Annotated in this window: 20 protein-coding genes; 17 read left to right on the top strand and 3 right to left on the bottom strand. The window is 64.7% G+C overall.

What is annotated here, in order from left to right; genetic code table 11:
- The first annotated feature begins 146 nt into the window (after positions 1–146).
- The 11 genes from Q2M23_RS04275 (at position 147) to Q2M23_RS04225 (ending at position 12686) form a co-directional block, all read left to right on the top strand.
- On the top strand, positions 147–1331 hold the full coding sequence (locus Q2M23_RS04275) for a polysaccharide biosynthesis/export family protein (protein ID WP_194295410.1): 1185 nt from the start codon (positions 147–149) through the stop codon (positions 1329–1331).
- A 31-nt stretch (positions 1332–1362) separates the two neighbouring features.
- Complete coding sequence (locus Q2M23_RS04270) at positions 1363–2877, top strand: O-antigen ligase family protein (protein WP_316394475.1); 1515 nt, start codon at positions 1363–1365, stop codon at positions 2875–2877.
- 58 nt (positions 2878–2935) lie between these two features.
- Entirely contained in the window at positions 2936–3598 is a 663-nt protein-coding gene (locus Q2M23_RS04265) for a hypothetical protein (RefSeq protein WP_253640270.1), read from the top strand.
- 129 nt (positions 3599–3727) lie between these two features.
- Positions 3728–6001, top strand: a complete 2274-nt coding sequence (locus Q2M23_RS04260; RefSeq protein WP_316394470.1) for a polysaccharide biosynthesis tyrosine autokinase — start codon at positions 3728–3730, stop codon at positions 5999–6001.
- The gene (locus Q2M23_RS04255) at positions 5985–6827 is read left to right on the top strand and encodes a hypothetical protein (RefSeq protein ID WP_316394468.1); all 843 of its coding nucleotides are present in this window, start codon (positions 5985–5987) and stop codon (positions 6825–6827) included. Before Q2M23_RS04260 ends, Q2M23_RS04255 begins: the two co-directional genes overlap by 17 nt.
- Complete coding sequence (locus Q2M23_RS04250; protein WP_141340799.1) at positions 6824–7582, top strand: class I SAM-dependent methyltransferase; 759 nt, start codon at positions 6824–6826, stop codon at positions 7580–7582. The genes Q2M23_RS04255 and Q2M23_RS04250 overlap by 4 nt, the downstream gene beginning before the upstream one ends.
- A 3-nt stretch (positions 7583–7585) precedes the next feature.
- Entirely contained in the window at positions 7586–8701 is a 1116-nt protein-coding gene (locus Q2M23_RS04245) for a glycosyltransferase family 4 protein (RefSeq protein WP_316394465.1), read from the top strand.
- Positions 8698–9990: an O-antigen ligase family protein gene (locus tag Q2M23_RS04240; RefSeq protein WP_057020217.1), complete on the top strand. Its 1293-nt coding sequence runs from the start codon at positions 8698–8700 to the stop codon at positions 9988–9990. Before Q2M23_RS04245 ends, Q2M23_RS04240 begins: the two co-directional genes overlap by 4 nt.
- A complete protein-coding gene (locus Q2M23_RS04235) occupies positions 9987–11306 on the top strand; it encodes a polysaccharide transporter (protein WP_076833229.1) in 1320 nt (439 codons plus the stop codon). The genes Q2M23_RS04240 and Q2M23_RS04235 overlap by 4 nt, the downstream gene beginning before the upstream one ends.
- Positions 11303–11929: a class I SAM-dependent methyltransferase gene (locus Q2M23_RS04230; protein WP_316394460.1), complete on the top strand. Its 627-nt coding sequence runs from the start codon at positions 11303–11305 to the stop codon at positions 11927–11929. The genes Q2M23_RS04235 and Q2M23_RS04230 overlap by 4 nt, the downstream gene beginning before the upstream one ends.
- Positions 11930–12014: 85 nt before the next feature.
- Positions 12015–12686, top strand: coding sequence for a class I SAM-dependent methyltransferase (locus tag Q2M23_RS04225; protein WP_057020220.1), 672 nt, complete (start codon positions 12015–12017; stop codon positions 12684–12686).
- A 21-nt stretch (positions 12687–12707) separates the two neighbouring features.
- On the opposite strand, the gene Q2M23_RS04220 is transcribed toward Q2M23_RS04225, so the two are convergent.
- From Q2M23_RS04220 to Q2M23_RS04210, 3 genes are all read right to left on the bottom strand, one after another.
- Positions 12708–13427, bottom strand: coding sequence for a class I SAM-dependent methyltransferase (locus Q2M23_RS04220; RefSeq protein ID WP_316394458.1), 720 nt, complete (start codon positions 13425–13427; stop codon positions 12708–12710).
- Positions 13428–13435: 8 nt separating this feature from the next.
- Entirely contained in the window at positions 13436–14746 is a 1311-nt protein-coding gene (locus Q2M23_RS04215) for a nucleotide sugar dehydrogenase (protein ID WP_018270697.1), read from the bottom strand.
- Positions 14747–14824: 78 nt separating this feature from the next.
- Positions 14825–16129, bottom strand: a complete 1305-nt coding sequence (locus Q2M23_RS04210; protein ID WP_316394719.1) for a glycosyltransferase family 4 protein — start codon at positions 16127–16129, stop codon at positions 14825–14827.
- Positions 16130–16246: 117 nt separating this feature from the next.
- Here Q2M23_RS04210 and Q2M23_RS04205 point away from each other — a divergent pair, with 117 nt between their 5' ends.
- From Q2M23_RS04205 to Q2M23_RS04180, 6 genes are all read left to right on the top strand, one after another.
- Complete coding sequence (locus Q2M23_RS04205; protein WP_316394454.1) at positions 16247–17497, top strand: glycosyl hydrolase; 1251 nt, start codon at positions 16247–16249, stop codon at positions 17495–17497.
- 111 nt (positions 17498–17608) lie between these two features.
- Entirely contained in the window at positions 17609–19789 is a 2181-nt protein-coding gene (locus Q2M23_RS04200; RefSeq protein WP_316394452.1) for a bi-domain-containing oxidoreductase, read from the top strand.
- A 1-nt stretch (position 19790) separates the two neighbouring features.
- Positions 19791–21779 (top strand): alginate lyase family protein, encoded by a 1989-nt coding sequence (locus Q2M23_RS04195; protein WP_316394449.1) that lies wholly within the window; start codon positions 19791–19793, stop codon positions 21777–21779.
- The gene (locus Q2M23_RS04190) at positions 21776–22930 is read left to right on the top strand and encodes a glycosyltransferase (protein WP_076833251.1); all 1155 of its coding nucleotides are present in this window, start codon (positions 21776–21778) and stop codon (positions 22928–22930) included. The genes Q2M23_RS04195 and Q2M23_RS04190 overlap by 4 nt, the downstream gene beginning before the upstream one ends.
- 667 nt (positions 22931–23597) lie before the next feature.
- Positions 23598–24869: a calcium-binding protein gene (locus Q2M23_RS04185; protein ID WP_316394446.1), complete on the top strand. Its 1272-nt coding sequence runs from the start codon at positions 23598–23600 to the stop codon at positions 24867–24869.
- A 460-nt stretch (positions 24870–25329) separates the two neighbouring features.
- The gene (locus tag Q2M23_RS04180; protein WP_057020229.1) at positions 25330–25944 is read left to right on the top strand and encodes a class I SAM-dependent methyltransferase; all 615 of its coding nucleotides are present in this window, start codon (positions 25330–25332) and stop codon (positions 25942–25944) included.
- The last annotated feature ends 147 nt before the right edge of the window (positions 25945–26091 follow it).

The following is a 26091-nucleotide window of genomic DNA, read 5'->3' as shown; positions in this document are numbered from 1 at the left end:
GCGCGCGGGGCTTTGTCTCACGGCGGTGCGCCGGTGTCGCCGAATTGCCTCACCTCGCTAACATTATTTATCAATTGCATCGCAATATATCGCGGAAACTTGTGATTGTGATGGTCGGCGTGTTACGGCACGGCCGGAGTATTTAGATGTCGCGTGCGATTTTCATTCGGGTGATGTTATTGCTTGCGGCCGCCTGTTGGGTCAGCGGTTGCCATTACATGCCGACCAACGGTCCGACGAGCTCCGATGTCGTGGCCGGGCAGCGCGATCCTGAAAGCCTGCCCTATGCGATGGTCAAGATCACACCGCAGATCGAGAACGTGCTGGCGTCGTTCGCGCCGCAACTCGCCGGTGGCATCCAGGGCCCGCCGCCGAAGGACATCCGCTTCGGCATCGGCGACGTCGTCAGCGTCACGATCTTCGAGGCCGCCGCCGGCGGCCTGTTCATTCCGGTCGAGGCCGGCGTGCGTCCCGGCAACTACATCACGCTGCCGAACCAGAACGTCGATACCGACGGCAATATCTCGGTGCCCTATGCCGGCGCGATCCGCGCCAAGAACCGCACACCGACCGAAGTGCAGCGCTCGATCGTCGATGCGTTGAAGAATCGCGCGATCGAGCCGCAGGCCGTGGTCGCCCTGATCGAGCAGCGCACCTCGCTGATCTCCGTGCTCGGCGAGGTCAATTCGCCGAACCGCTTCCCCGCCAATGCCGCGGGTGAGCACGTGCTTGACGCGATCACGCGCGCCGGCGGCCCGAAAGGGCAGGGTTTTGACACATGGGTCATGCTCGAGCGCGACGGCAAACGTACTACGGTGCCGTTCGGCCAGCTGGTCTACGAGCCCAAGAGCAATATCTACGCCCATCCCGGCGACACCATTTATGTCTACCGCGAGCCGCAAACCTTCGTCGCCTTCGGCGCGTCGGGCGCGCAGGGCCAGTTCAATTTCGAGGCCTGGCGCATCTCGCTCGCCGAAGCCGTTGCCAAGGCGGGCGGCCTGAACGACTCCTCGGCCGATCCGGCCTCGGTGTTCGTCTATCGCGGCGAACTGCCGGAAGTGGCCGCCAAGCTTGGTGTCGACGTCAGCAAATATTCAGGGCCGATCATCCCGGTCGTCTACAACATCAATTTCCGCGATCCGGCCGGCTATTTCCTGGCCACGCGTTTCCAGTTGCGCAACAAGGACGTGCTCTATGCGTCGAACGCGGCATCCGTCGAGGACGCCAAGGTGATGCAGCAGATCCGCCTCGTGACCGCAACGGCGAACGATCCGATCGTGGCCGCCTACAACGCAACCTTACTTCGTAATTCGATCAAGCTTGCGCCCTGATATTGGGGCGTGAGCCGGCACGGCCGGCTTCATGACACGTTTGCGATTAGCTTCCGGCTCAAGCGAGGCGACGGCGTTGCCGTGGCCGGTGCGCTGGTCATCGTGGCTGTTCTGCGCCGTCGTCGCTTTGGCGCCGCTGCCGCTCGGCTCGGTCGGTACGGTTGCGCCCGCGATCTGGTCGATCCTGCTCGGGATTGCACTGCTCGGGGTGTTGCCGATGCGCCTGCGCGGCAGTCAGCTCATGATCCTCGCCGTGACGGCGTTGTTGACGGCGCTTGCCATGCTGGTGCTGCACGAGCAGTCGGTCGTCCGGCCCTGGTCGGGTGCGGCGCCGAACGCGTTGTGGGCGCAGGCCGGCAGATTGCTGCCTGCCGAGCTGCCGCCGGCCGTGTCGATCGCGCGCGGTCAGCCGTTCTATTCGATCGGCGTCGGAATCGTTTGCCTGCTCAGCTTCGCCATCGGCGTCGTGCTCGGTGCCAACCGCGGACTGGCGCGCGGGTTGTTGCGGGCGGTGGCCGCAGCGGGGCTGGTTTATGCGATCTGCGGCATCATCACTTTCACGATCGATCCCACCCAGATCTACCTGCTGCACGAGAAGCAGGCGCAGCTGGCGTGGCTGACATCTCCCTTCGTCAATCGCAACACTGCCGGCATCTATTACGGTTGCTGTGCGCTGATCTGGCTGTTGTTCGGCTGCGAGCTGATCGAGCGGCATTGGCCGCCGCGCCGTGCCGGCCTGTCACGGCTGCTCGCGCGCCTCGATATGCCGGCGCGGCGCCGGCTCGCCGGCCATGCGTTCGGCTGGCTCGCTTGCCTGCTGGCGATGTTTCTGACCGGCTCGCGCGGCGGCGTCGGGGTCTCGCTGCTCGCCGCGGTCGCGGCTGTCGCGATCTTTTTTCGCAACCGGGTGCCGCGCCGCTGCGGCATGATCGTGGCGCTCGGGGTCGGCAGCCTGGTCGCACTGGCACTGCTGCAGCTTCTCGGCGGCGGTGTCGGCGCGCGCTTCAGCACGATGGGCCTGTCCGATGAGGGACGGTTCTCGACCTATCGCGCAACGTTGCGGATGATCTGGGATCACCCGTGGCTCGGCGATGGTTTCGGGACCTTCGAATGGGTTTACCCGGCCTATCGCACCGACGACATCTCGCTGCGCGGGACTTGGAACCGGGCACACAACAGCTGGCTCGAACTGGCGTCCGACGGCGGAATGTTAATGGCCGGCGCCGCCATGATCGCGCTGCTCGCGGCGTTCGTCGTGCTCGCGCATGGCGTGCGGACCCGTCGCCGCGACGTGATCGTGCCGCTCGCGGCGCTCTGCGCGTCGGTCGCCGGCGCACTCCATTCGATGATCGATTTCTCGCTCCAGATCACCGGCTATGCCGTTGTTATCGCGGCCTTGCTCGGGGCAGGCCTGTCGCAATCCTTCCGCTCCGGCCGGGGCGCCGGCGGTGGCGGCTCCGACCGTGACGCCAGTGTTACGGTCGGGCTGCCGGTTAACGTTGATTTCGCGCGCCACGGCCCGGCCGCGGCCGGCGCGGCTATTTAATTGGCGCGATAACTCTGACTATGCTAACGAACTGTTAGTATTCGTTAGGGAGATAGCTGTGTTCACATTTGAGCGATCCGGCGGCTTTTCCGCCCCGCGCCTTGCGATGTTGGTGATGCTGGTGCTCGCGACACCCGGTGGCGCGGCGCTGGCGGAGACACCTGGCGGGCTGATACAGCCGTCCCAGGCGGTCACCAATTTCAAGGCCAATCCCGAGCAGTTGCTGACCCAGTATCCGAACGCGGGCGTGGAGTTGACCTCGCGGGCGCGCGACTTCGCCCTCAACGATCCGACATCGCTCGATCCGCTGATCGCGCTGCTCGCCAAGGCAAGCAAGGACCAGAAGACGGCGATCGCTGCCGGCCTCGCCCAGGCCGCGCGCATCGTGGTGCGCAGCAACCAGCCCTACGCGACGCGCATCCAGCAGGCGATTGCCGACACCAAGGATCTCGACACCGTGATGGCGTTTGCCGCTGCATCGGGTGACAGCGGCACCGCGGCGACCGGCGCCGGCGGCGCGGGCAGCGCCGGTGCATCCGGCGGCCAGACCAGCGCGCTGGGCGCCAGCGGCGCCGGCGGCGGAACGCTCGAGGCCATCGACGGCAACAGCGTGAACACCGGCATCTTCAGCTTCACCTCGTCGGTCAGCAGTTCGGGCAGCACGACGACCGGTACCGCCACGGGCACCGGCACCACACTCATTTCAACAGTTACCCCCTGAGCGGACGTCCGATCGCCAATGGAGAACTTTCTGCAGCAACGCGCTTCGGTGTCGGCGGCGGGACGCTTCCCAGGATCATTGGAGGGCGCGAGGGCAGGATCCATCCTGCCGGCGCGGCGATAGGACGAGATGCTTCAGCGCAACCAGATTTCGCCGTCTGTCGATCTGAGAAATCGTCCGGCTGAATTGCCGTCGCTGGCGGAAACCTTTGACGCCTTCGTCACCTATCTGCTCCGGCAATATTGGGTCATCCTCGGGACCGCCGCGCTCTGCCTGTTCGGCGGCATCTGCTATCTGGCGACGGCGGCGCCGAGCTATACGGCGCTTGCCACGATGATCATCGACACGCGCAAATTCCAGGCCTTCCAGCAGCAATCGCCGGTGAGCGAGGCCCCCGTCGATTCCGCCGCGGTCGAGAGCCAGGTCGAAATCCTGAAGTCGGAGAATGTGGCGCTCGCGGTGATCCGCGACCTCAAGCTCAACGAGGATCCGGAATTCGTCGGCTCCAGGGCCGGCGCGGTAGGAGCCGTGCTCGATTTCGTGTCCGGCCTGCTCGCCGGCGGGGCGCCGCCCACCGAATTCGACCGGACCCGGCGCGCGGTCCGCACGTTCCAGAAGCAGCTCGACGTCCGCCGCCGCGGCATGACCTATGTGATCGAGGTCAGCTTCCGCTCGCTCGATCCCGAGCGTGCGGCGCAGATCGCGAACGCCGTCGCCGACGCCTATATCGTCGATCAGCTCGATTCCAAATATCAGGCGACGCGCCGCGCCAGTGTCTGGCTGCAGGACCGCATCCAGGAGCTGCGCACGCAGGCATCCAACGCCGAGCGCGCGGTGCTCGACTACAAGAAGACCAACAACATCGTCACCTCCAGCGGCAAGCTGCTCAACGAGCAGCAGCTCGGCGAGCTCAACACCCAGCTGCTCCAGGTGAAGTCGCAGGTCACCGACGCCAAGGCCAAGCTCGACCGCATCGAGGCGGTGGTGAAGGGAGGCGTCCCCGATGCGACGGTGGCCGATACCCTGAACAACCAGGTCATCACCAAGCTGCGCTCGCAATATCTCGAGCTTGCCAACCGCGAGGCCGACTGGTCGTCGCGCTACGGCTACAATCATTTGGCCGCCGTCAACCTGCGCAACCAGATGCGCGAGATCCAGTCGTCGATCATCGATGAACTGAAGCGGCTCGCCGAAAGCTACAAGAGCGACTATGCGATCGCCCAGCAGCGCCAGAACGAGATCGAGCGCGCCGTGAACGACTCGGTATCGCAGTCGCAGTCGACCAACCAGGCGCAGGTCACGCTGCGCGAGCTCGAGAGCTCGGCGCAGACCTATCGCTCGCTCTACGACAATTTCCTGCAGCGCTACATGGAAAACGTGCAGCAGCAATCGTTCCCGGTCAGCGAGGCGCGGGTTATCACCCGTGCCTCGCGTCCGCTCAGCAAGAGCCATCCGCAGACCTTGGTCGTGCTCGCGCTCTCGGCGCTCGGCGGCCTGATCGCCGGGCTCGGGCTCGGCGTGTTGCGCGACCTCTATGACCGGGTGTTCCGCACCGCTGAAATGGTCGAGACGATCCTCGAGGCCGACTGCGTCGCCATCGTTCCCCGCGTCTCGCCGGGCCAGATCAAGGCGCCGGTCGCCGGTCGTCCCAATCTGCCGATCGGCCCGCGCACGATCCGGCGCGGCGACGAGCCGGTGCTGTGGGCGGCGATCGATTCGCCGTTCTCGCGGTTCTCGGAAGCGATCCGCTCGATCAAGGTCAATGCCGACCTCAACGTCACCAAGCCGTCGAAGATCCTCGGGCTGACCTCGGCGCTGCCCAACGAGGGCAAGTCGACGCTGGCCTTCGTGTTTGCGCAACTGGTTGCCCAGAGCGGGGCCCGCGTGCTCCTGATCGATTGCGATCTGCGCAATCCATCGCTCAGCCGCAAGGTCGCCGCGACTGCCGAGCGCGGCATCCTCGACGTGCTGTCGAACAATGCGACCTTGCAGGACACGCTCTGGCGCGATCCCGAGACCGGCCTCGCCTTCCTGCCTGGCGCCACGCGATCGCGCATCGCCCATTCGCACGAAGTGCTGGCCTCCGACCAGATGAGGGATTTCATCGACGGGGCCCGCAGCCATTATGACTACGTGATCGTCGATTTCCCGCCGCTCACGCCGGTGGTCGATGTCCGCATCACCGCCCACTTCGTCGATTCCTTCGTCTTCATCGTGGAATGGGGCAAGACCCAGGTGCAGGTGGTCGAGCGTGCGCTGCGCAGTGCGCGAGCGGTCAACGAGAACCTGCTCGGCGTCGTGCTCAACAAGGCCGATATCGCCGCGATGAGCCGCTATAGCGGCTATGGCGGCAAGAACTACTATTACAACTCGCACTATGGGCGATATGGCTACACCGAGTGAGACGCACGGCAGGTTGCCCGGGCGCGCAGCCGCCTGGCTTGCGCGCGGCTTGCTGGCCGCGGTCGCGTGCTCGTCCGTCGCCTGGGGCACGACCACCTTGCCGGACTTTGTCGACCAGACCCGACTCGACGGCGCAAAGGACCTGATCCTTCGCAACGAACCGGTCAGCGACGCCGAGCTCGATGACCTCGGTCTGCTGCTGTCGCGCGCCGTGGCGGAGAAGGATTGCATGCCGCCCATCGATCGCAGCGCGGCGGTGATCCGGCTGCGGCTCGCCGAGAACGCGCTCGCATCCGGCGAGCAGGTCGACGCCCGGATGGGCGAGCTTGACGAAGCTGTCCGCAAATCGCTCGGCTGCGCGCCGGCCGATCCCTATCTCTGGCTCGTGCTGTTCTGGCTTCGCAATATACGGCAGGGCTTGAGCGACGCCAATTTCGACCTGCTGCGGATGTCGTACCGGCTCGGACCCAACGAGGGCTGGATCGTGGTCAAGCGCAGCGCGATGGCGCTCGCAATGTTCGACGCGCTGCCGCCTGACCTTTCGTCCGACGTGATTGCCGAGTTCGCGCGTCTCGTGAAGACCGGACTGTACACCGAGGCAATCGATCTCCTGAAGGGACCGGGCTGGGCGCACCGCGACAAGTTGCTCGCTGGCCTCGCAGCTGTCCCGCAACGTAACGTCGATATCCTGACCCGCACCATGGCTGACATCGGGTACGATCTCGACCGCCGCTCGCCGGCGGAGCGGCGCAATTGGGAGCACAAATCGAACGACCGCCTCGACGAGCCTGCCCGAATGCCGCCGGAGGCGAGCGCTAGGCCATGACGATGGAATTTTGCATCGGACAGCACAACGCGCATTATGAGGGCGTCTATTCGGCGCAGGAGCGCGACTGGCGCCGCGTCTGCGCGGTCGACAAGGCCGATCATATCGCCGGCTTGCTCGGCGCAGCCGCCGCGAAGGTCGGCAATGTGCTCGAGGTCGGCTGCGGCACCGGCGCCGTGCTGGCGCGGCTGTCGGCGATCGGCGTCGGCCGCGACTTCACCGGCATCGACGTGATCGATCCCGCGACCAATCTGGAGATCGACGGCGCCGCTTCGGCTCCGTTCCGCTGGTCCAGCTATGACGGCGTGACGATCCCGTTCGCCGACGGATCGTTCGACCTCGTCTATGCCAGCCACGTCCTGGAGCACGTGCCCGAACCGCGCGCATTCCTGCACGAGCTCGCCCGGGTCGCGCGGACCTTTGTCTATGTCGAGGTGCCGTGCGAGCTGCACGCGCGGACCAATCGCCGGGCGTTGCAATCGACGCTCGACATCGGCCATATCAATTTCTACACGCCCGACACGTTCCGCCTGGTGCTGGAGACGGCCGGGCTCCGCGTCACCGGCTTCGGCACCTATGATCACAGCCTGCCGGTTCATGCGTTCCATTCGTCGCGGGTGAAGGGGCTCGCCAAAAGCATTGTGCGGAAGTCGCTGTTGTCGGTCGGCCCGGCGTTCGCGACCAGGCTTGCGACCTATCATTGCGGGGCGCTCTGCCGGCGTGACGAGGCGCAGGCGCTGCCGCGGGACCGGTAAGCCATGGCGCCGCGCGTGGTCGTCTTCAACAACATGATCACACCTTACACCAACCGTCTCTACAACGAGCTGGTCAGCCGCGGGCTGGATCTCGCCGTGCTGTCCTGCACGCCACAGGAGGCCGATCGCTCCTGGGCCGGCTCGTTCACGCCGCGTTACATCACGCGCACGGTGCCGGGTGTATCGATCCCGCTGTCGCGGTCGCGTCACACCCATGTCAATATCGGGGTCGGGCGCGCCTTGAATGCGCTCGCGCCCGACCTGCTGTTCGTGAACGGTCTTTATCCCTCGATGCTGGCCGGCGCGGCATGGGCGCGCGCCAACGGCAAGGCGCTCGCGCTGACGATCGACGGCTGGCGCGAGACGATGCCCAACACCGCCTATCACCGTCTGGCGCGGCCCTGGCTGCTGCGCCAGTGCGACGCAGTGGTGTGTTGCAGCGACAAGGGCAGGGCGTATTTCCGCGGCGAGGGTGTTCGCGCCGACGACCTGTTCGTGGTGCCGTTGGTGCCGGCATGGGATCCGCCGGCGGTTGTGCCGGCATTCGACGACCGTCCATTTCATCTGCTGTGGTGCGCCCGCCTCAATGACGGCGCCAAGAATGCGATCTTCTTCGAGAACGTCGCGATCGCGCTTGGCCGGATCGTGCCCGGGCTGAAGGTGCGTGTGGTCGGGTCCGGCGCCGCCGAACGGCGCATGCTGGCGCGGCTCGGCGGTGCCGGCATCGATGTCAGCCACGACCGCTACCTGCCGTGGCAGGCGATATCGGACGTTTTTCTGCAGTCGCGGCTGCTGCTGCTGCCTTCACTGCTGGAACCGTGGGGCCTGGTGTGCAACGAGGCCCTGCAGTGCGGGGTTCCGTGCCTGGTGTCGCCCCATGTCGGGGCAGGCGGCGAGTTGGTCCGTGACCAGGACAACGGCTATGTTTGCGCGCTCGATGAACAGGTTTGGGTCGACGCGGCGCGCGGCTTGCTCGAACATCCCGCGCACTGGGAGGCGATGTCGCGGCAGGCCCAGCAGAGCGTGCGACGCGATGCGCTTGCCGACGCCGCGGCGCGTTTTGCGGCCGCGGTCGATCATCTCTTGAGGGCTCCGGTCCGGCAGGAGGCCGTGCAATGATCGGCAGATGGTGGCTGCGAACCGATGTCTTTCTGCACGCCTATCTGGTGATGGTGCTCGGCTGCATCTATTTCCTGTTCAATTTCATCGAGGGCATCTCGTTCGCGGAAAGGGCCGGGGAATCCACGCTGTTCCGCGGCGCCTGGCTGCTGCTCTACATCCTCCTGGTGCTGCACATTGCAATCGATCGGAAGCGCTTCGGCCTGCTGATGCTGCAGTCGCATCTCTATCTGACGTTCATCGCCTTCGCCCTGGTATCACTGGCGCTGAGCGCCGACCCCGCCGGCTCGTCGATCAAGTTCGCGATGTATCTGTTGACCACGATGTTCTCGGCGTGGGTCGTGATCAGCTGCCCGGTCGATCGTCTCGTCGATGCGCTGTTCCGGATCGGGATCGTGGTGCTGATCGTTCACGTCCTGCTGTTTCCGGTGATCGGCTCGCAATGGGATTACGACCCGCTGCATCGGCCGACGGTGCTCGGAACCCAGGCCTATGCCGGCGTGTTCGGTCACAAGAACCTCGCGGGCGCATTCTTCGGTCTCATGGTGCTGATCTGCTTCGTGCGCATGCTGGCAGGACCGCGCCGCCAGTTCGGCTGGACGCTGCTGCTGATGGGATGTCATCTTTTTGCGCTCGCCGCGGCCGGCGCCGCAGGTCCGCTGATCAGCATGTTGACGGCGCTTGCCGTGACCTTCGGGCTCGTGCTCGTGGTGCTCGGGCATAGGGGGGCTGCCTCGATCTATTGGCTTGGCCTCGCTCTTGTTGCGCTTGTCGTGTTCGCCCTGCCGAGCGACGAGTTGTACGGGCTGGTGGGCCGCAGCGGAAACCTGACCGGCCGCTCGTTCCTCTGGTCGGTCTGGCCGCACTTCTTCTGGCAGCACCCCTGGCTCGGCTACGGGTTTTCGGGATTCTTCAACGAACTGCCGAATTCGCCGGTGAACGAGCTGACGAGCATGGCGCCGTGGAATACCGAGTTCGGCTCGTTCGAGAATTCCTATCTTGACGCCTTTCTCCAGTTCGGCCTACTCGGCGGTGCGCTCTATATGCTGCTGCTGGCGCGCGCATTGTGGAACAGCATCGTCTTCGCGTTCGAGCGGAGAGGGATGTACTGCATGGCACCATTCGCGATGCTGCTGTTCGTCGTGATCGCGTCGGCCAATGACTCCAGCCAGCTGCTGCACAATTATTTCGGCTGCGTGCTGGTGTTCTGGTGCTATTTCGGCCCGGAGGCCAGGCTGCAGATGGCGCCGCGGCGGACATTCAACAGATTGCGGGTGAGTGAGGCGTGAGTGCGTTGACCAACAGGCTGGACCGGGCGGCGGCTCAGACCCGGGTCGCCGGTGCCATGAGCGGATTGCTCCGCCGGCTGCGGCATGCCGGGGGCAATGTCGCGCTCGGCCTGATCGATCAGGCGCTGCTGAGCGGGTCTGCCTTCGTGCTGACGATCGTGCTCGCCAACGTGCTCGACATCAATTCATTCGGCAGATTCAGCGTCGCCTGGGCATTCTCGATCCTGATCGAGGCGGTGTTTCTGCGCGGCCTGTTCGACGACGGGCTGCCGGCGACCGCGCATCGGATTCCGAAGTCGCTATGGCCGCAGCTGCGGCTCGGCCTCTATCTGTCGTCGCTGCTCGTCTCGGGTGCGCTCGGCCTGCTGCTGGTGGGTGCGGGGCTTGTGATCGCAGCCGTCGGCGGGGACGCCGGCGGGCTCGTGATCGCAACCGGGCTCGCGATCCCGGCGGTTCGGCTGCAGAGCATGTTCCGCCGGATCTGCTATCTCGACGGGCGACTGCCGCGCGCGCTGGCGTCCTCGCTGACCTATTGCGTGGCGCTGGTCGTCTCGGCAGGGCTGATGATCGCGCTCAAGCTCGCCGGCGCCGCCGCGGCGATGGCGTGTATCGCGATCTCGGCCGCGCTCGCCGGCAGCCTGCTGCTGGCCCACACCCGCGAGCTGGCCTGGCCGCAAGCCAGAATCTTCCGCGGCTCGCTGCGGCGGCTGTTTCGGAACGGGCGCTGGTTCGTCGCGACCTCGCTCACCTACTGGATCGGCAGCATCGGGCTGATCCCGGTCTGCGGCTTCCTGATCGGGCTGGACGCGAGCGCGTCGCTGCGAATCCTGCTGTTGGTGTTCGCACCGCTCAGCCAATTTTGCGCGACGATGTTCTCGGTTCGCCTGCCGGAAATCGCGGCCGAACTGCGCGCCGGCCGGCGCAGCGCGGTCGCCGCTGCCGCGCGCGAAAATGCCCTGTTGCTCGGATCGATCGCCGCGGCCTATGGGGCGGCGGTCGTGCTGCTCGGCCAGCGCATTCTGGCGCTTGTCATCCACGGACAGAGCTATGAGATCGGTACCGGCAGCCTCGCCTTGATGGGCGCTGCGATGGCGCTCGACGCGGTGTGGCTCGGCCTCGCTCTGCCGCTGTTTGCGACCGGCAAGCCGCAGCGGTTCATGCTGAGCCGGATTGCCGGCCTCGTCGCGCTGTGCTGCGTCCTGCCGTTCGCAGCCGAGGCCTGGCAGGTGATGGGCGCGGTTGCGGCGATGGTGGCCTCCAGCGCGGCGTCGGTGATCACGGTTGTGCTGACCAATTCGGCGCGGGAGCGGACATGACCGACGACGCGCGCGGCGGCTCGCTCGAAAAGCTGCATATCGGCGCCTTCAATTGCGGCATCGACGGCTGGATCAATACCGACATCACGATGCACCTGTGGATCGCGCGGGTGCCGTTCGCGGCGAAAGCGCTACATCTCGCCGGCATGCTGAGCGATGCCCGCTATGCCGAGCATCGCCAAGGCAAGTTTGCCGGACTGCGCCACATGAACCTGACCAAGCCGCTGCCGTTCGCGGATCGCAGCCTCTCGGCGGTGTTCAGCGCGCACGTCTTCGAGCACCTGTTTCCCGACGAGGTCGAGCGGCTGGCGCGCGAGATCGCGCGGGTGCTGGCGCCTGGCGGGGTATGTCGCATCGTCGTCCCCGACATGGAGCGGATCGTCGCGCTCTACGATCCGGCGGCGCCGCAGGCTTTCCTCAAGGGCGTTTTCGAGATCGATCGCCGCAAGGAGGCCGCCTTCGCGCATCACTGGGGCTTTACCCGCGCCTCGCTCGCCGCGCTATTCCGCAACGCCGGCTGTTCGGAAACCTACACCCGTGCCTATCGCGAGGGGGTCTGTCCCGACATCGACCGGCTCGACAACCGGCCGGACGAGTCGATCTTCTTCGAGGCCATCAAGTGAGCGCGACAGGAAAATCGATGCATCGTAGCGTGAGGGATCGCGCATGCCGTGCTAGACCGGACCGACCGGTAGCAGGAGACTGACCTTGCTGGGTGCGATTCAAGCCCGATTTTCCAATGCAGCGCGCCAGCGGCGCGGCGAATTCCTCGTTCGCACCGTGAACCTGCCGCTTGATGCGAAAATCCTCGATCTTGGCGGCGGCACCGGCCGCCACATTCGCGCGATCCTGCCGCGCCATACCGACATCACGGTCTGCGACATATCTGCCGATGATTTGAAGGCCGCGCGCGAGCGCTTTGGATTCAAGACGGTCCTGCTCCGGGAGACCGAGCGCCTGCCGTTCGACGATCAGGCGTTCGACTTCTGCTTCTGCTCGTCGGTGATCGAACATGTCACCGGGCCGAAGCAGGATGTCGTGACGATCGAGGACGAAGCGGCGTTTCAGAGCATCGCGCGCGCGCATCAGAACCGTTTTGCGGGCGAGATCTCGCGGGTCGCAAAGTCCTTCTACGTGCAGACGCCGTACCGGTACTTTCCGATCGAAAGCCATACCTGGCTGCCGGGCATCATCGTCTTGCTGCCGAGGCGGCTGCAGATCGCGCTGATCGAGCGATTCAATCGCTTCTGGTTCAAGCGCACCGCGCCCGACTGGCATCTGTTCGACTGGCGCGAGATGACCGAAACGTTTCCGGACGCGAAGATCTATCGCGAACGCTATCTCGGCATGACCAAATCGCTGATGGCGATCAAGGCCTGAGGCAGCTATCCGCCTGCCACGTCAATCGTCGCGCCGGGCCAGGATGTTGATCAGCGTGCCCACTGCGGGCTGGCGATCGAGCGCCGGCGGCAGCGGGGAGCCGGCAAAGGTGCTCCCCAGCATCGTGAGGCCATGTTGCCGAAGCAGACCCTGCATGGCCGCCGGCCAGGTGTCGAATTTGGAGAACGCGAGATAGCGAAACAGCGGCCGCGCCGATACGCGTGAAGAGGCCGCATGCGCGAGCTTGTAGCTCCGGCGCAGCAGCGATCCGCGGTTTGGGATCGAGAGCAGCAACAGCCCGCCGGGCATGAGCACGCGATGCATCTCGGCGAGGCACTGCGCCACGTCGGGAACATATTCCAGCACGCTCGCGCACAGCGCGCCGTCGAAGGATCTATCGGGAAACGGCAGGCTTGCGATGGTCGGAATCTGCTGGAATGTGAGCCGTTCGGCGAGCGTGCCGTCGGCGCCGCGGCCGCGAGCCGTCGCAATCATCTCCGATGAGGCGTCGACGCCGGTGACGTCGCAGCCGCGCCCGGCGAGCAGGCGGGACAGCGTTCCAGTGCCGCAACCGGCGTCGAGCCAGCGCTGCCCATTGAGGTCTGCGTTCCCGAGCAGGCCGAACATCGCGGCCGTCCGCGCCCTGAAGGTGCGGCTCTGATGCAGCGTCTCCCACCCCGACGAAATCTCGTCGTGAAAGCGGATTTCGGGTCGCTCGCGGGTCCGGCCCATGGTGGCCATGATATTCCCTACCAGTGGAAGCCGCTCACTTTGGCGCGCACCTGCTCGGGCAATCCGATCTCCGACAGTTCGAGCACGACCTGGTCGGGACGGGTCGCCGTCAGCGCCGCAACGAAGCGCGGATCCGCCGTCGTCAGCACGATAATGTCGGCCCACTCGATGGTTGCCGTCACGTCGTCGTTCAACAGGCCGACCAGCTCCGGATTGCGCATCAGGAATTCCCGGTTGGCGCCGATCAGTTGCGAGAGCTGCACATTGGGGTCGTAGATCCGGATGTCGCGCCGTTCGCCGCGCAGGCTCTTCACCAGCCTCACGAAGGGACTGTCGCGGACGTCGTCGGTGCCGGCCTTGAAGCTGATGCCGAGGAACGCGATGCGGCGGCCCTCATGCGACAGGATCCAGTCGGCGCCGCGCGACATGATCATGTCATTGCTCGGCAGGATGCTCTCGAGCACCGGCGTCGACAGTCCGCGGCTGTGTGCCAAGTGTTTCAGCGCCTTGACGTCCTTGGGCAGGCAGGAGCCGCCGAACGCAAAGCCCGGCCGCAAATAGGCCGGCGAGATGTTGAGCCTTGTGTCCTGCATGAAGATGTTCATGACGTCGCGCCCGTCGATGCCGAGCGTCTTCGCGATCGTGCCGATCTCGTTGGCAAAGCTGACCTTGAGCGCATGCCAGCTGTTGTCGACATATTTCACCAGTTCCGCGGTCTCGACCGGCGGCGTGATCTTGGCGCCCGGCAGGTCCTTGTAGAGCGCCATGACGCGGTCGGCGGTTTCCTGATTGAAAGCGCCGACCACGGTCTTGGACGGCGCGTTGAAATCCGCAATCGCGCTGCCCTCGCGCAGGAACTCGGGATTGAACGCAAGGTCGAAATCGCGTCCGATCCTGTTGCCGGAGGCTTCCTCGATCAGCGGCCCGACGGTGCCGCGGGTGGTGCCAGGCAGCACGGTGGAGCGGATCGTCACGGTGTGCGGCGCGTTCTTGGCGCGCAGTCCGCGGCCGATCTCGATCGCGACCTGTCGGATCGCGGTCAGGTCGAGGTTGCCGTTGCCGGACGAGGGTGTGCCGACGCAGACCATCGATATGTCGCTGTTGACGATCGCTTCGGTGGCGTCGGTGGTCGCGGTCAGCTGACCGGTTGCCACCGCGCGCGCCACCTTGTCCGAGATGCCCGGCTCGACGACCGGCGACCTGCCTCCGCGGATCAGGTCGACCTTCGCAACGCTCTTGTCGACGCCGATGATCTGGTGGCCGAGCTCGGTGAAGCAGGCGGCGCACACCGTTCCGACATAGCCGAGGCCGAAAATGCTGACGTTCATGCTTCGACCTTTAACAATCCAGGACGTGCGCGTGGCCGCAGCCGCGTCGCGTTTGACGTGAGTGAGGTGGCTGCGCGTTCAAGACGATGCCCGTCCGGAGGCTGCGTTCGCGCTGGAAGGTTGCGAGGTCGGCCGCTCGGCGGGTGCATGCGCGCGCGGTGCGCGGTTCTGCGCGGGGACCTTCCCGGCGAACAACGCCTCATAGGCCGCGAGCAGCTTCGGCTCCTCATGTGTCCACGAGAGCGCGCGCTCGACGCGGTTGCGGCCAAATGCCCCCATCGTCTGCCGCAATGCCGGATCTTCGATCAACGTAATGATCTTGCTGGCGAAATCCCTCGGATCGTTCTTCGCGGCATAGAGCGAGGCGTCGAGCGCCGAGCGGCGGCCTTCGCGAACGTCGAACTGAACGATCGGCCGTCCGAGCGCCATGTATTCCATGATCTTGTTCATGGTGGAGATGTCGTTCATCGGCGTGACGCGGTCCGGATTGACGCAGACGTCAGCGGTCGAGAGCATCGTGAACAGCGCGTCATCCGCGATGGCGCCGGTGAAGTTCACGTAGTCGGAGAGCTGCGTCTCCTCGCAGAGCTTGACCACGGCATTCCACTCTGGCCCGGTGCCAGCGATGTTGAACTGGATGTCGGTGCGGCCGAGATCGTGCACGATGTGGCCGATCGACTGCAGCAGAAGATCGATGCCTTCCGATTGGCCGATCACGCCGACATAGCCGACGCTGTAGCGCCGGCCACGGCGCCAGGCCGGATCGGCCGGCCGCGAGCGCACCCGGTCAAGATTGGGGCCGGATCGCACCACGAAAACCCGGCTGGCCGGCATACCGCCGCGCGTGATCGCGATCTCGCGATAGGATTCGTTAGTCGCGATCGAGATGCTCGCCGTCTTGAAGGTGAGATATTCGACCAGCCGCAGCAGCTGCCAGAAGAAGTCCCTGCGGCCGAATTTCGCCTCGTAGAGCTCGGGATTGACGTCGTGATGATCGAACACGAAGCGCTTGCCGCCGAGTTTGAACAACAGGCCGATCAGGAAGATCAGGTCGGGGGGATTGCAGCCCTGGATCACGTCGAAGCCGTGCTTCCACGCCACCTTGATCGCGAGTAGCGTTTCCCAGAACAGCGCGACCGGATATTCGATCAGGTAGGCAGCGATCCCGCGCGCTTCCACGGGCATCGGATGGCGATAAATGTGAATGCCTTCGAGGCATTCGTAGGATTCGTCATGGCCGCGGCCCTTCGGGCAGATCACAGAAACTTCATAGCCCGCCTTGCGCAGCGACGTTGCTTCGCACCACACCCTGCGATCGAAAGGAACCGGAAGGTTCTCGACGATGAACAGGATCCGCCGCGGTGATGGTTCAGCTCTCGACATCTGAGATGATCTATACCATTGACCTAACAACATCACAATCCGACTAACATCGGCATTAACATGTGCGGCTTCCACTATGCAATCCCGGCACCGATGTGACGGCGACGAGACAGGGACATGGCAGGCAGAGTGAGGGATTGGGGCCAAAGGGCATTGATTGCGCTGGTTTTGAGCGCGGTGCTGCCGCTGGCCTACAAATGGCCGCTGCAGTGGAATGGTTCGACGTCAAGCGATGCGCTGAATGCGCGCCGCGTGAACGCGGTGATCCCGCCGACGCTTTTCGGCATGACCATCAATGCGATCGGACAGTCGCAGCCAAAGTCGCAGCCCTGGCCGGAGCTCAAATTCGACGGCGTTCGGCTATGGGGCGCGATCTACTGGGCACAGATTAATCCGGCGCCCGGCATCTACAATTGGGCGCGCTTCGATGCCATCCTGGCGGCGGCCGAGCGAGAACACGTCGAGATCGTTCTCAATCTCGCCTATACGCCGCGCTGGGCCGCGTCGGTGAAGGATGCGCCGCCGGCGTTCACGCCCGGCGCCAGCTCACCGCCGGCCGATCTCGCGTCATGGGACGACTGGGTGCGCGCGGCCGTGGCGCGCGCCGCCGGCCGCATCAAATACTGGGAAATCTGGAACGAGCCCGAGGATCCCAAATATTACTCGGGCGATATCGCGACCATGGTCCAGCTGCAGAAGCGGGCCTACGAGATCATTAAAGCCAGCGATCCCACCTTGACCGTGCTGACACCGCCGTCCAACGGCACGCCGGACGGATATCGCTGGCAACAGGCCTTCATGGCGCAAGGCGGCGGACAATATGCCGATGTGTTCGCCTTTCACGGCTATACGAGCGAACCCGAGGCGGTGATTGGAATCATTGCGCGCTTCAGGAAAATCCTTGCCGCGCACGACCTGTCCGCGAGGCCGATCTGGGACACCGAGGCCGGCTGGTCGTCCTATGAGGACAATCCGGACGGGTGTCTGGCGCGCGCCTACATCCTGAAATGGATCAGCGGCGTCGACCGGTTCTATTGGTACGAGTTTGCCGGAGGCGGCAGCGACTTTGGAAAATTATGGGACCCGGCGCGCGGGCTGCTTCCGAGCGGAATTGCCTACCGCACGATCCAGTCCTGGTTGGTCGGTGCAAGCGTCGTGGCGGCAGGCAGGACGTCGCCGTCGACCTGGCGCGTCGAGCTTCGCATGCCGGATGGCCGCAACGGCTTGATCCTCTGGACCACCAAAGGCCGGTCCGTTTATCGGGTCGACCCGCGCTTCAGCCTTTACCAGGGCCTCGACGGCGGCGAAGGGCCTGTCGCCAACGGCGAGGTCGAGATCTCGCCAAAACCGGTCCTGTTGCTGGAATGATAACAATGTTAAGTCTCCGGCAATGAGACAATTATGACGATGATCCTGGCTTCATTGCGGGCGGCAGGCGCGATACAAGGAGCGCTGTTAACTTGAGGCGATTGACCGACCGTGAAGCAGATCGCGCAGAACTATAAGAGCGGCGAGCTCAAGCTGATCGATGTGCCGGCGCCGCGCTGCCGCCCCGGCGGGGTTTTGGTGCGCACGGCGTTCTCGGCGGTGTCGACCGGCACCGAGATGATGAAGTTCACCGAAGGCCGCCTGTCGCTGCTCGGCAAGGCGCGCGCGCGACCTGACCAGGTTGCCAAGGTGGTGCGTTCGGTCCGTCAGCAGGGGTTGGCTGCGACCTATCAGAAGGTGATGAACCGCCTCGATTCCTACACGCCGCTCGGCTACTCGCTGTCGGGCACCGTCGTGGAGGTGGGCGAGGGCGTCGGCGACTTCTCGGTCGGACAGCGTGTCTGCTGCGGCGGCAATCAATATGCAACCCACGCCGAATATAATTGGGTGCCGGTGAACCTCTGCGTGCCGCTGCCGGACAGCGCTGCGCTGGACCAGGCCGCATTCACCACGATCGCCTCGATCGCGCTGCAGGCGATGCGCCAGTCGGAGATCCGTTTCGGCGAGACCGCCTGCGTGATCGGCCTTGGCCTGATCGGGCAGATCATGGTGCGGTTGCTGCGCAGCGCCGGTGTCGTGGTCGTCGGGCTCGACAGGCTGGAGGCGCGATGCCGGCAGGCGGAGGCTGCTGGCGCCGCGGTCTGTGCCGTCGCATCGGATGATGCCGCGGCCGAATTCCGCGCACGGATCGACCAGCTGACCGCAGGCAACGGCGTCGATTGCGTGTTCATCACCGCAGGCAGCGACGATCCCGATCTCGCGTCGCGTTCGGCGGCGCTGCTGCGCGACCGCGGCCGCATTGTCGATATCGGCAAATGCACGCTGAACCTGCCGTGGAGCGAATTCTACGACAAGGAGCTCGACGTGCGCTTCTCGCGCTCCTACGGCCCCGGCCGCTACGATCCGCTCTATGAGGAGGGCGGCATCGATTATCCGATCGGTCATGTGCGCTGGACCGAGAAGCGCAATATGGAGGCGATCGTCGCGCTGCTCGCCGACGGGCGGCTCGATTTTTCCTCGCTGATTTCCGAAACGGTGCCGCTGGAGCAGGCGACGTCGGCGTTCGAGCGCATGAGCCGTGGCGAGGTCGGTCTCGGCATGGTGTTCGCCTATCCGGACGCCGCTCCCCGCGCGATGCAGATGACCTATCGTCCGGCGGTTGCCCTGCGCAGCGGCCGGGTGCGGCTCGGCGTCATCGGCGCCGGCAATTATGCCTCCAGCATGCTGTTGCCGCAGCTTGCGAGCAACCAGCGCGTCGATCTCGTCGAGGTCGCCACCAATACCGGCCTGAGCGGCGCCACGGCGGTCCGCAAGTTCGGCTTCGCGCGTGCCTCGACGGATGCGGCCTCGGTGCTCGGCGCCGACGACATCGATGCCGTGCTGATCGCAACGCGCCATGCCTCCCATGCCGACCTCGCGACGCAGGCGCTGCGCGCCGGCAAGGCGGTGTTTGTCGAGAAGCCCTTGGCGATCGATACAAGCTCGCTCGATCGATTGGAGCAGGTGATCCGGGAAACCGGCAACAGCCGGCTGATGGTCGGCTTCAACCGCCGCTTTTCGCCGCTGCTGCAGGGCATGCGCGCGGCATTCGCGCCGGCAGGACCGCAGACCCTGCAATATCGCGTCATCGCCGGGCCGCTGGAGAAATCGTCCTGGTATCTGCAGGCCGAGAGCGAAGGCAGCCGCTTCGTCGGCGAGGGCGGCCATTTCATCGACGTGTTGTGCTGGTGGCTCGGCGCCGAGCCGGTGCGTGTCTCCGCGAGCACGGCGGCCAAGGATGTCGACAATCTCGTCGCCACCTTCGATTTTGCCGACGGTTCCGTCGCGAGTCTCAGCTATCTCACCGGCGGCGATCCGCGGGTTCCGAAGGAAGCGCTCGAGATATCGGCAAGCACGGGTTTTGCCGCCTTCGACAATTTCTCGGGCTTCGAGGTCTGGCACTCCGGACAGCGCACGGCGAAGACAGCGCGGCTCGACAAGGGCCAGCGGCCGATGCTGGATGCCTTCATCGCCGCGGTCGCATCGGGAGCCGCGATGCCGATCGCGCTCGACGGGCTGCTGGCGACCACGCGCGCAACGCTTGCCGTGCAGGAAAGCGCGGCCGCCGGGATGCCGATCAATCTGACGGCCGGCGCGGCAGAACAGGGCGTCGCGCGCGCCTCGACGGCGTGAGATGAATCCGGCCTGGTATCTGCGCAGGCTGCAGCGCATGGAGCCGTCCGAGCTTGCGGGGCGGGTGAACGACCAGGTGCTGCATTTGCTCTGGCGGATCACTCCGCCCGACATCGCACGGCGCGCCAGCGCCAGGCTCGCTGCCGGCCCGCGGCAGCCGCGCCTGAAGCCGCTGCCTTCGCGGGCGAGCGCCCCGCAACAGGCCGCCGAACGGCTGATCCAGAGCGCCGACCGGATTCTCGTAGGGCACTGGCGGATTTTCGCCAGGGACCATGGGGCCCTCGGCGAACGGCCTGACTGGTTCGTCGATATCAGAAGCGGCAAGCGGGCGCCGGCCGGCGTGCACGCATTCGCGGTTCCCTATCGTGACGAAACCGCGGTCGGAAACATCAAATACATCTGGGAGCCGTCGCGTCATCACCATCTCACGGTGCTCGCGGCCGCGTATTACCTGAGCTCCGACGAGCGCTACGCCGTGCGCGCGGCCGAGCATCTGGTGAGCTGGTGGCGCGAAAATCCGTTCCCGCGCGGCCCACACTGGATCAGCGGCATCGAGCTTGGCGTGCGGTTGATCTCATGGGCCTGGGTGCGCCAGCTGCTGCAGAACTGGCCTGGTGCTGCTGCGCTGTTCGAGGACAACGATCTGTTCCTGACGCAGCTCTATGCGCATCAATACTGGCTGTCGCAGTTCCCAAGCCGAGGATCCTCGGCCAACAACCACCTCATCGCGGAGGCTGCCGGGCAGTTCGTGGCGGCTTGCGTGTTTCCGTTCTTCCAGGACAGTGCGCGATGGCGCGAGCAATCGGCCGCCACACTGGCGCACGAAGCCGTTGCGCAGACGCTTGCCTGCGGCAGCAACAGCGAGCTCGCGACCGATTATCATGGCTTTGTTCTCGAACTGCTGCTGGCGGCGGCAGTGCAGGGCGAGTCCTCCGGACATCCGCTTGGCGATGCGGTGTGGACCACGATGTGCCGCATGAGCGACGTCATTGCTGCGATGCTGGACGATCGCGGTCATCCGCCGCGGCAGGGCGATGGCGACGACGGCATCGGCCTGTTGCTCGACGATCACGCCGGCAATCGCTGGCTCGGCTTGCTCGCCAGCGGCGCGCGCCTGTTCGGCGCTCTGCCATGGTGGCCCACATCGCCGGAGCCCGATCTGCGCAGCTTTGTGCTCACCGACGGCATCGAGGCCCGAGCGATCGCCGGGCGGCCCAAGCGCCGCCCGCATCTGCTCGAGGGGGCGGGACAGACCTTTCTGATCGATTCCGACCGCGCGGTGTGGTGCCGCTGTGACCATGGCCCGCATGGCTTCGGCCGCATTGCCGCCCACGCCCATGCGGACGCGTTGTCGCTCGAATGCAGGATCGGCGGTGTGGAGATCCTCGCCGACCCCGGCACCTATTGCTACCATGGCGATCCGCGATGGCGGGCCTACTTCCGCTCCACGCTGGCGCACAACGCGCTGTGCCTGTTCGCGCGCGACCAGTCAGTGTCGGGCGGGCCGTTTCTCTGGACAAGGCATGCGCAGAGCCGGCTTGTCGCAGCCAGCGGCCTGGACGATCGCGATGCGGATGCGAACTGGGTCGCGGAGCATTCGGGATATCGCGACGAAGCAGGTGTCGTGCATCGCCGCTCGGTGCAATTGCAGCGTCGGGCGGCGCGGCTCGTCGTCACCGATACCGTGCTGGCTGATGAAGCGCTTGCGGTGCCGGCGAGCCTCAGCTGGCATCTCGGTCCCGAGGTCGAATGCAGGCTCGAAGGGCACAGGGCGCAGCTCGCATGGCCCGGCGGGCGCGGCGAGCTCGATCTGCCGGCGGCCCTCAGCTGGGTGCCGTATCGGGGTGACGAGATCATGCCGGCCGGCTGGTATTCGCCGTCCTTCGATCTCAAGGTGCCGGCGACGACCTTGATCGGCTGCGGTACGCTCGCGGGCGGGCAAAACCTGGTGACCGAGCTGCGCTGGTTTTCAGACCCGGCCGGATCATGAAGATCCTGGTCGCTCACAACAGGTATCAGGGACGCGGCGGCGAGGACGTCGTGTTTGAAGCGGAAGTCGACCTGCTGCGCGCCGCAGGACACAGCGTTGAAACGCTCACGGTCAGCAACGCGGCGATCAATTCGCTCCCCGCGCGCATCACGACCACGCTGTCGATCGCCGATAATGCGGAGGGAAAGCGGGTCGTGGCGGAAGCGATCGACCGCTTTCGCCCCGACGTTGTGCACGTCCACAATTTCTTCCCGCTGCTGTCGCCCGCCGTGTTCGATCTCTGCCGGCAAAAGTGCGTGCCCGCGGTGGCGACCCTGCACAATTATCGCAGCATCTGCACCGGCGGCATGCTGCTGCGCGACGGCCGCATCTGCCACAAGTGCCTCGATCGCGGACACCTCTGGGGCGTCGTGCACCGCTGCTACCGCGGATCGCTTCCGGGCTCGATCGCCTCGGCCTACATGATCGCGCAGCACCAGCGCCGCGGCACCTGGACGCGTCCCGGCCTGCGCCTGATCGCGCTGACGCAGTTCGCCAAAACCCTGTTCACGCAGGCCGGCTTCGACGCCGATCGGATCGACGTGAAACCGAATTTCATGGTCGATCCGGGAGCGCCCGATGCAGCCACGCCGCGCAGCGGGCTACTCTATGTTGGACGGCTGAGCCGCGAGAAGGGCGTCGGCGTGCTGCTCGAGGCCGTTGCGGGGACCGGCGTGCCCTTGCGCGTCGTGGGCGAGGGGCCGGAGCGTGCTGCGTTGGAGGCTCGGGCTTCCGATCATGTCACCTTCCTGGGCGGGCTCTCGCGCGATGAGGTGCTGCGGGAAATGGCGAATGCCCGGGCATTGGTGGTGCCGTCGCTATGGTACGAAGGATTTCCGATTGTCGTGGTCGAGGCCTTCGCGTGCGGCACGCCGGTCATCGCCTCCGAGATCGGCGGACTTGCCGAGGTGGTGAGCGCCGGCAAGACCGGCGCGCTGGTGCCGCCGGGCGACGCGGCCACGCTCCGAAATCGGATCAGTGAGGTTCTCGGCGCCGCCGAACTGACCGCCGCATGGGGACGGGCCGCACGAGCCGCCTATCTCGAGCGCTACGCGCCGGACGAGAACCGCCGGCTGCTCGAGGCCATCTACGCGCGGGCCGCCGGGGGATGATCGCCGCAGGTCGGCGCTCTGCCCGCGATCGGGCATCGCCGGTTCCATGCCGGCGTTGCTAACATATTGCGGCAAATCTGGTGTTAATTTGTTACAGCAGGGTGTCTGAGCGGCATCGCGCCAGGTTTTTGATCTTGCGGTCGAACGGCGCTGATTCTGCGGGTGATTCCGTGGATCTCGCTTGATCGAGCCCGCAAACTGCTGCCAAGGGGCGCTATAACACTGGCCGGTGGGGCGCCGGCTGCGAAGTTTGACGCTTTTTTGCAAAACGTCTCATGCGATGCAGAAATATTTTTTTCAGATCAGAAAATCGCGTCGAAGCGCTCACGGCATCAGCGAAATTCTGCGCTCCCGCGGTATCCGGGGGCCCCGTGAAACCCGTATAATCGCTACCCTTTTTTGCGTCGCGGCTAACATTGGCGATGGGCGTGCGTTGAATGTTATGGTGCATTCGAAGTAGTGCTAAGTCCCGCATAAATCTCAGGGAACCAGGTGTTAACAGCGCATTGCTGATTGACACTCCGGCCTAACGGTCTTAACAATGGACTTAACAAGTTCGTAACCTGGGTCCACATTTGAGTTGCGTCGCAACAAACCAGTTGTGAATCAACAGCTTATGTGTGGGCGAGCGGCTTGAATCCTCGTATCCCAAGCAGGGGCTACATCGATGGCGACTTACAATCTAGACCAGACGGACCTCAAACACGCGATCAACGGAACGATCGATCACTCGACCCAGCAACAGATTCTTGACTATCTGATCAACGCGGGGATCGGATACACCAGCCCGGATAACGGCGCGACGATTCCGGTGCAGGAAGGGGCTGGGATCACCAACCCGGATCCGAACGCCAATGTTCTGATCGAAACCAACCCGATTAACACCGTTAACACCGACGCCAACCTGAAGGCGATCATCGAGGACACCAACAAGGACGTCAGGCTGACGGTGAACGGTAGCACCCCGGTGCTGGTCGCGACCGGCCACGGCAACGATCAGGTGTTCATCAACAATACCGGCGACACGACGGTTCTCACCGGCTCCGGCAACGACACGATCTTCGGCGGTGCCGGTCACGACTCGATCGATGCCGGCTCCGGCAACGACGTGCTGGTCGACAACGTCTCCGGTCACAGCACGCTGGATGGCGGCAAGGGCAACGATCTGCTGTTCGGCTCCGGTGCCGACACCCTGAACGGTGGCTCCGGCAACGACACGCTCTACGGCGGCAGCTCGTCGCAGTTGAGTGGCGGTGACGGCAAGGACGTGCTGGTGTCCGGCAGCACCGCCGGCAATTCCAGCACGCTGGATGGCGGCAAGGGCAACGATGCGCTGTACGGTGGTGCGGGCAACGACAGCCTGGATGGCGGCGCCGGCAACGACTCGCTGTATGGCGGCTCCGGGGTCGACACGCTGCATGGCGGCAACGGCAATGACCTCCTTGTCGGCGGTGCTCAGACTGCTGCTGAGTTCGGCGGCAACGGCAAGGACGTGCTCTACTCGGGCAGCGATGCGTCGCACGCGACCTCGCTCGATGGCGGTGCCGGCAACGACTCGCTCTATGGCGGTGCCGGCAACGACACGCTGCATGGCGGTTCCGGCAACGATACGCTGGTCGCCGGCTCCGGCACGCAGACGCTGATCGGCGGCGACGGCAAGGACTCGTTCGTCGGCTCCGACACCGGTACGGCTTCGATGGTCGGCGGCTCCGGTCAGGACTACTTCTACCTGAACAACGCCACCAGCAGCGACACCATCGATGGCGGTGGCGGCAACAAGGACTCCCTGACCTTCCTGGATCACGCTTCGACCGACGTGAGCAACATCAGCTCTGGATCGAACGGTTCTATGGACATCACCTTCAGCAATGGTCAGGTGACCCAGATCAGCAACATCGAATACCTGATCTTCAACGATGGTAACTCGACCAAGCTGTAAGATCCTAGGTCTGCACTAAGCGAAAGCGCCGCCCCAACCGAGGTTGAGGCGGCGCTTTTTTTCTTTGATCGCCGGCATGGCCGTCAGGAATGGGTAATTGAAATTGAACAATCTAATACGCTGCCGTTGATGATCATGACGCACCTGCGATGCGTTCGACGGCTCGCCTCAAGGGGAAGCGCATGCGCGCATTCCGATTGGAACTTTGTTGGCCGATTCGCGTCGGATGCATCGAATCAATCACAAGTTCCGCCCGGGGCATTTCCGCCAATGGATGTTATAAGTTAGTTCGTCACATTCGGACCACGTAGCTTTTGTAAAGCCGTGCCGCTCGCTTGACACAACGGAGCTGCGCCCGATGGCTATCTGCGGCCCTGGCACCTTTGTTCAAGACGAACGATCGCTGCAGAACCCAGCCGCTTAACGAACTCGCGGAGCTCTCGAATTGGCCAAGAAAAAAATGCTGAATGCCGGCGCTGGATCAACGGTTACCAAGCGCATCCAGCCGCTCCTGACATCCCATGAATGGGACGAGATTCGATTGGACGTCGACGGCGGCGTGAGCCCCGACGTCGTCGGGTCGATTACCGATCTTGCCCGGTTGTTCCCGGCGGCCTCGTTCGACGCGATCTGGTGTTCTCATGTCATGGAGCATCTCTACGCCCATGAGGTTCACCCCACATTCGTCCAGTTCCGCCAAGTCCTCAAGCCGGACGGATTCGCGTTGATCATGTCTCCCGACCTCGAAGCGGTCGCGCAGCACATGTTGACGCGCGGCCTCGGCGCGATCGCTTACGTCTCGCCGGCCGGTCCGATCCGGCCATTGGACATGATCTACGGGCATTCCGGCGCGATCGAACAGGGGCGCTATCACATGGCGCACAAGACCGGCTTTTCGACCGAGCGGATGGGAAACCTGCTGCTCAGCGCCGGCTTTCCGACGGTTTCCGTTCGGAGCGGGAATTTTGAGATCTGTGCATTGGCACTGATGCCGGAGGCCAGGGATGAGCGGATCAGGCCGCAGCTGGAGGCCTGCGGATTCGACTTCCAGGAGACGGTGACCGCCGACTCGTGATTTGTCGATGTTAAACAATGTTATAAGGTTCCCTGGTTAAATCGCGCAAGAACGTCTCGAAATTGGCTTCGCGGCCTGCCGTGAAACATATCTTTTTCGAGTGACGCGCTGAAAATGCTGCGTTAGCGAACTAACAGTGATACGTTA

Origin of the sequence: Bradyrhizobium sp. 33ap4 (assembly GCF_032654765.1) — a bacterium.
Taxonomy (GTDB): domain Bacteria; phylum Pseudomonadota; class Alphaproteobacteria; order Rhizobiales; family Xanthobacteraceae; genus Bradyrhizobium; species Bradyrhizobium australafricanum.
The sequence above is the reverse complement of the archived record's forward strand: the minus strand, read 5'-3'. Positions and strand labels throughout refer to the sequence as shown.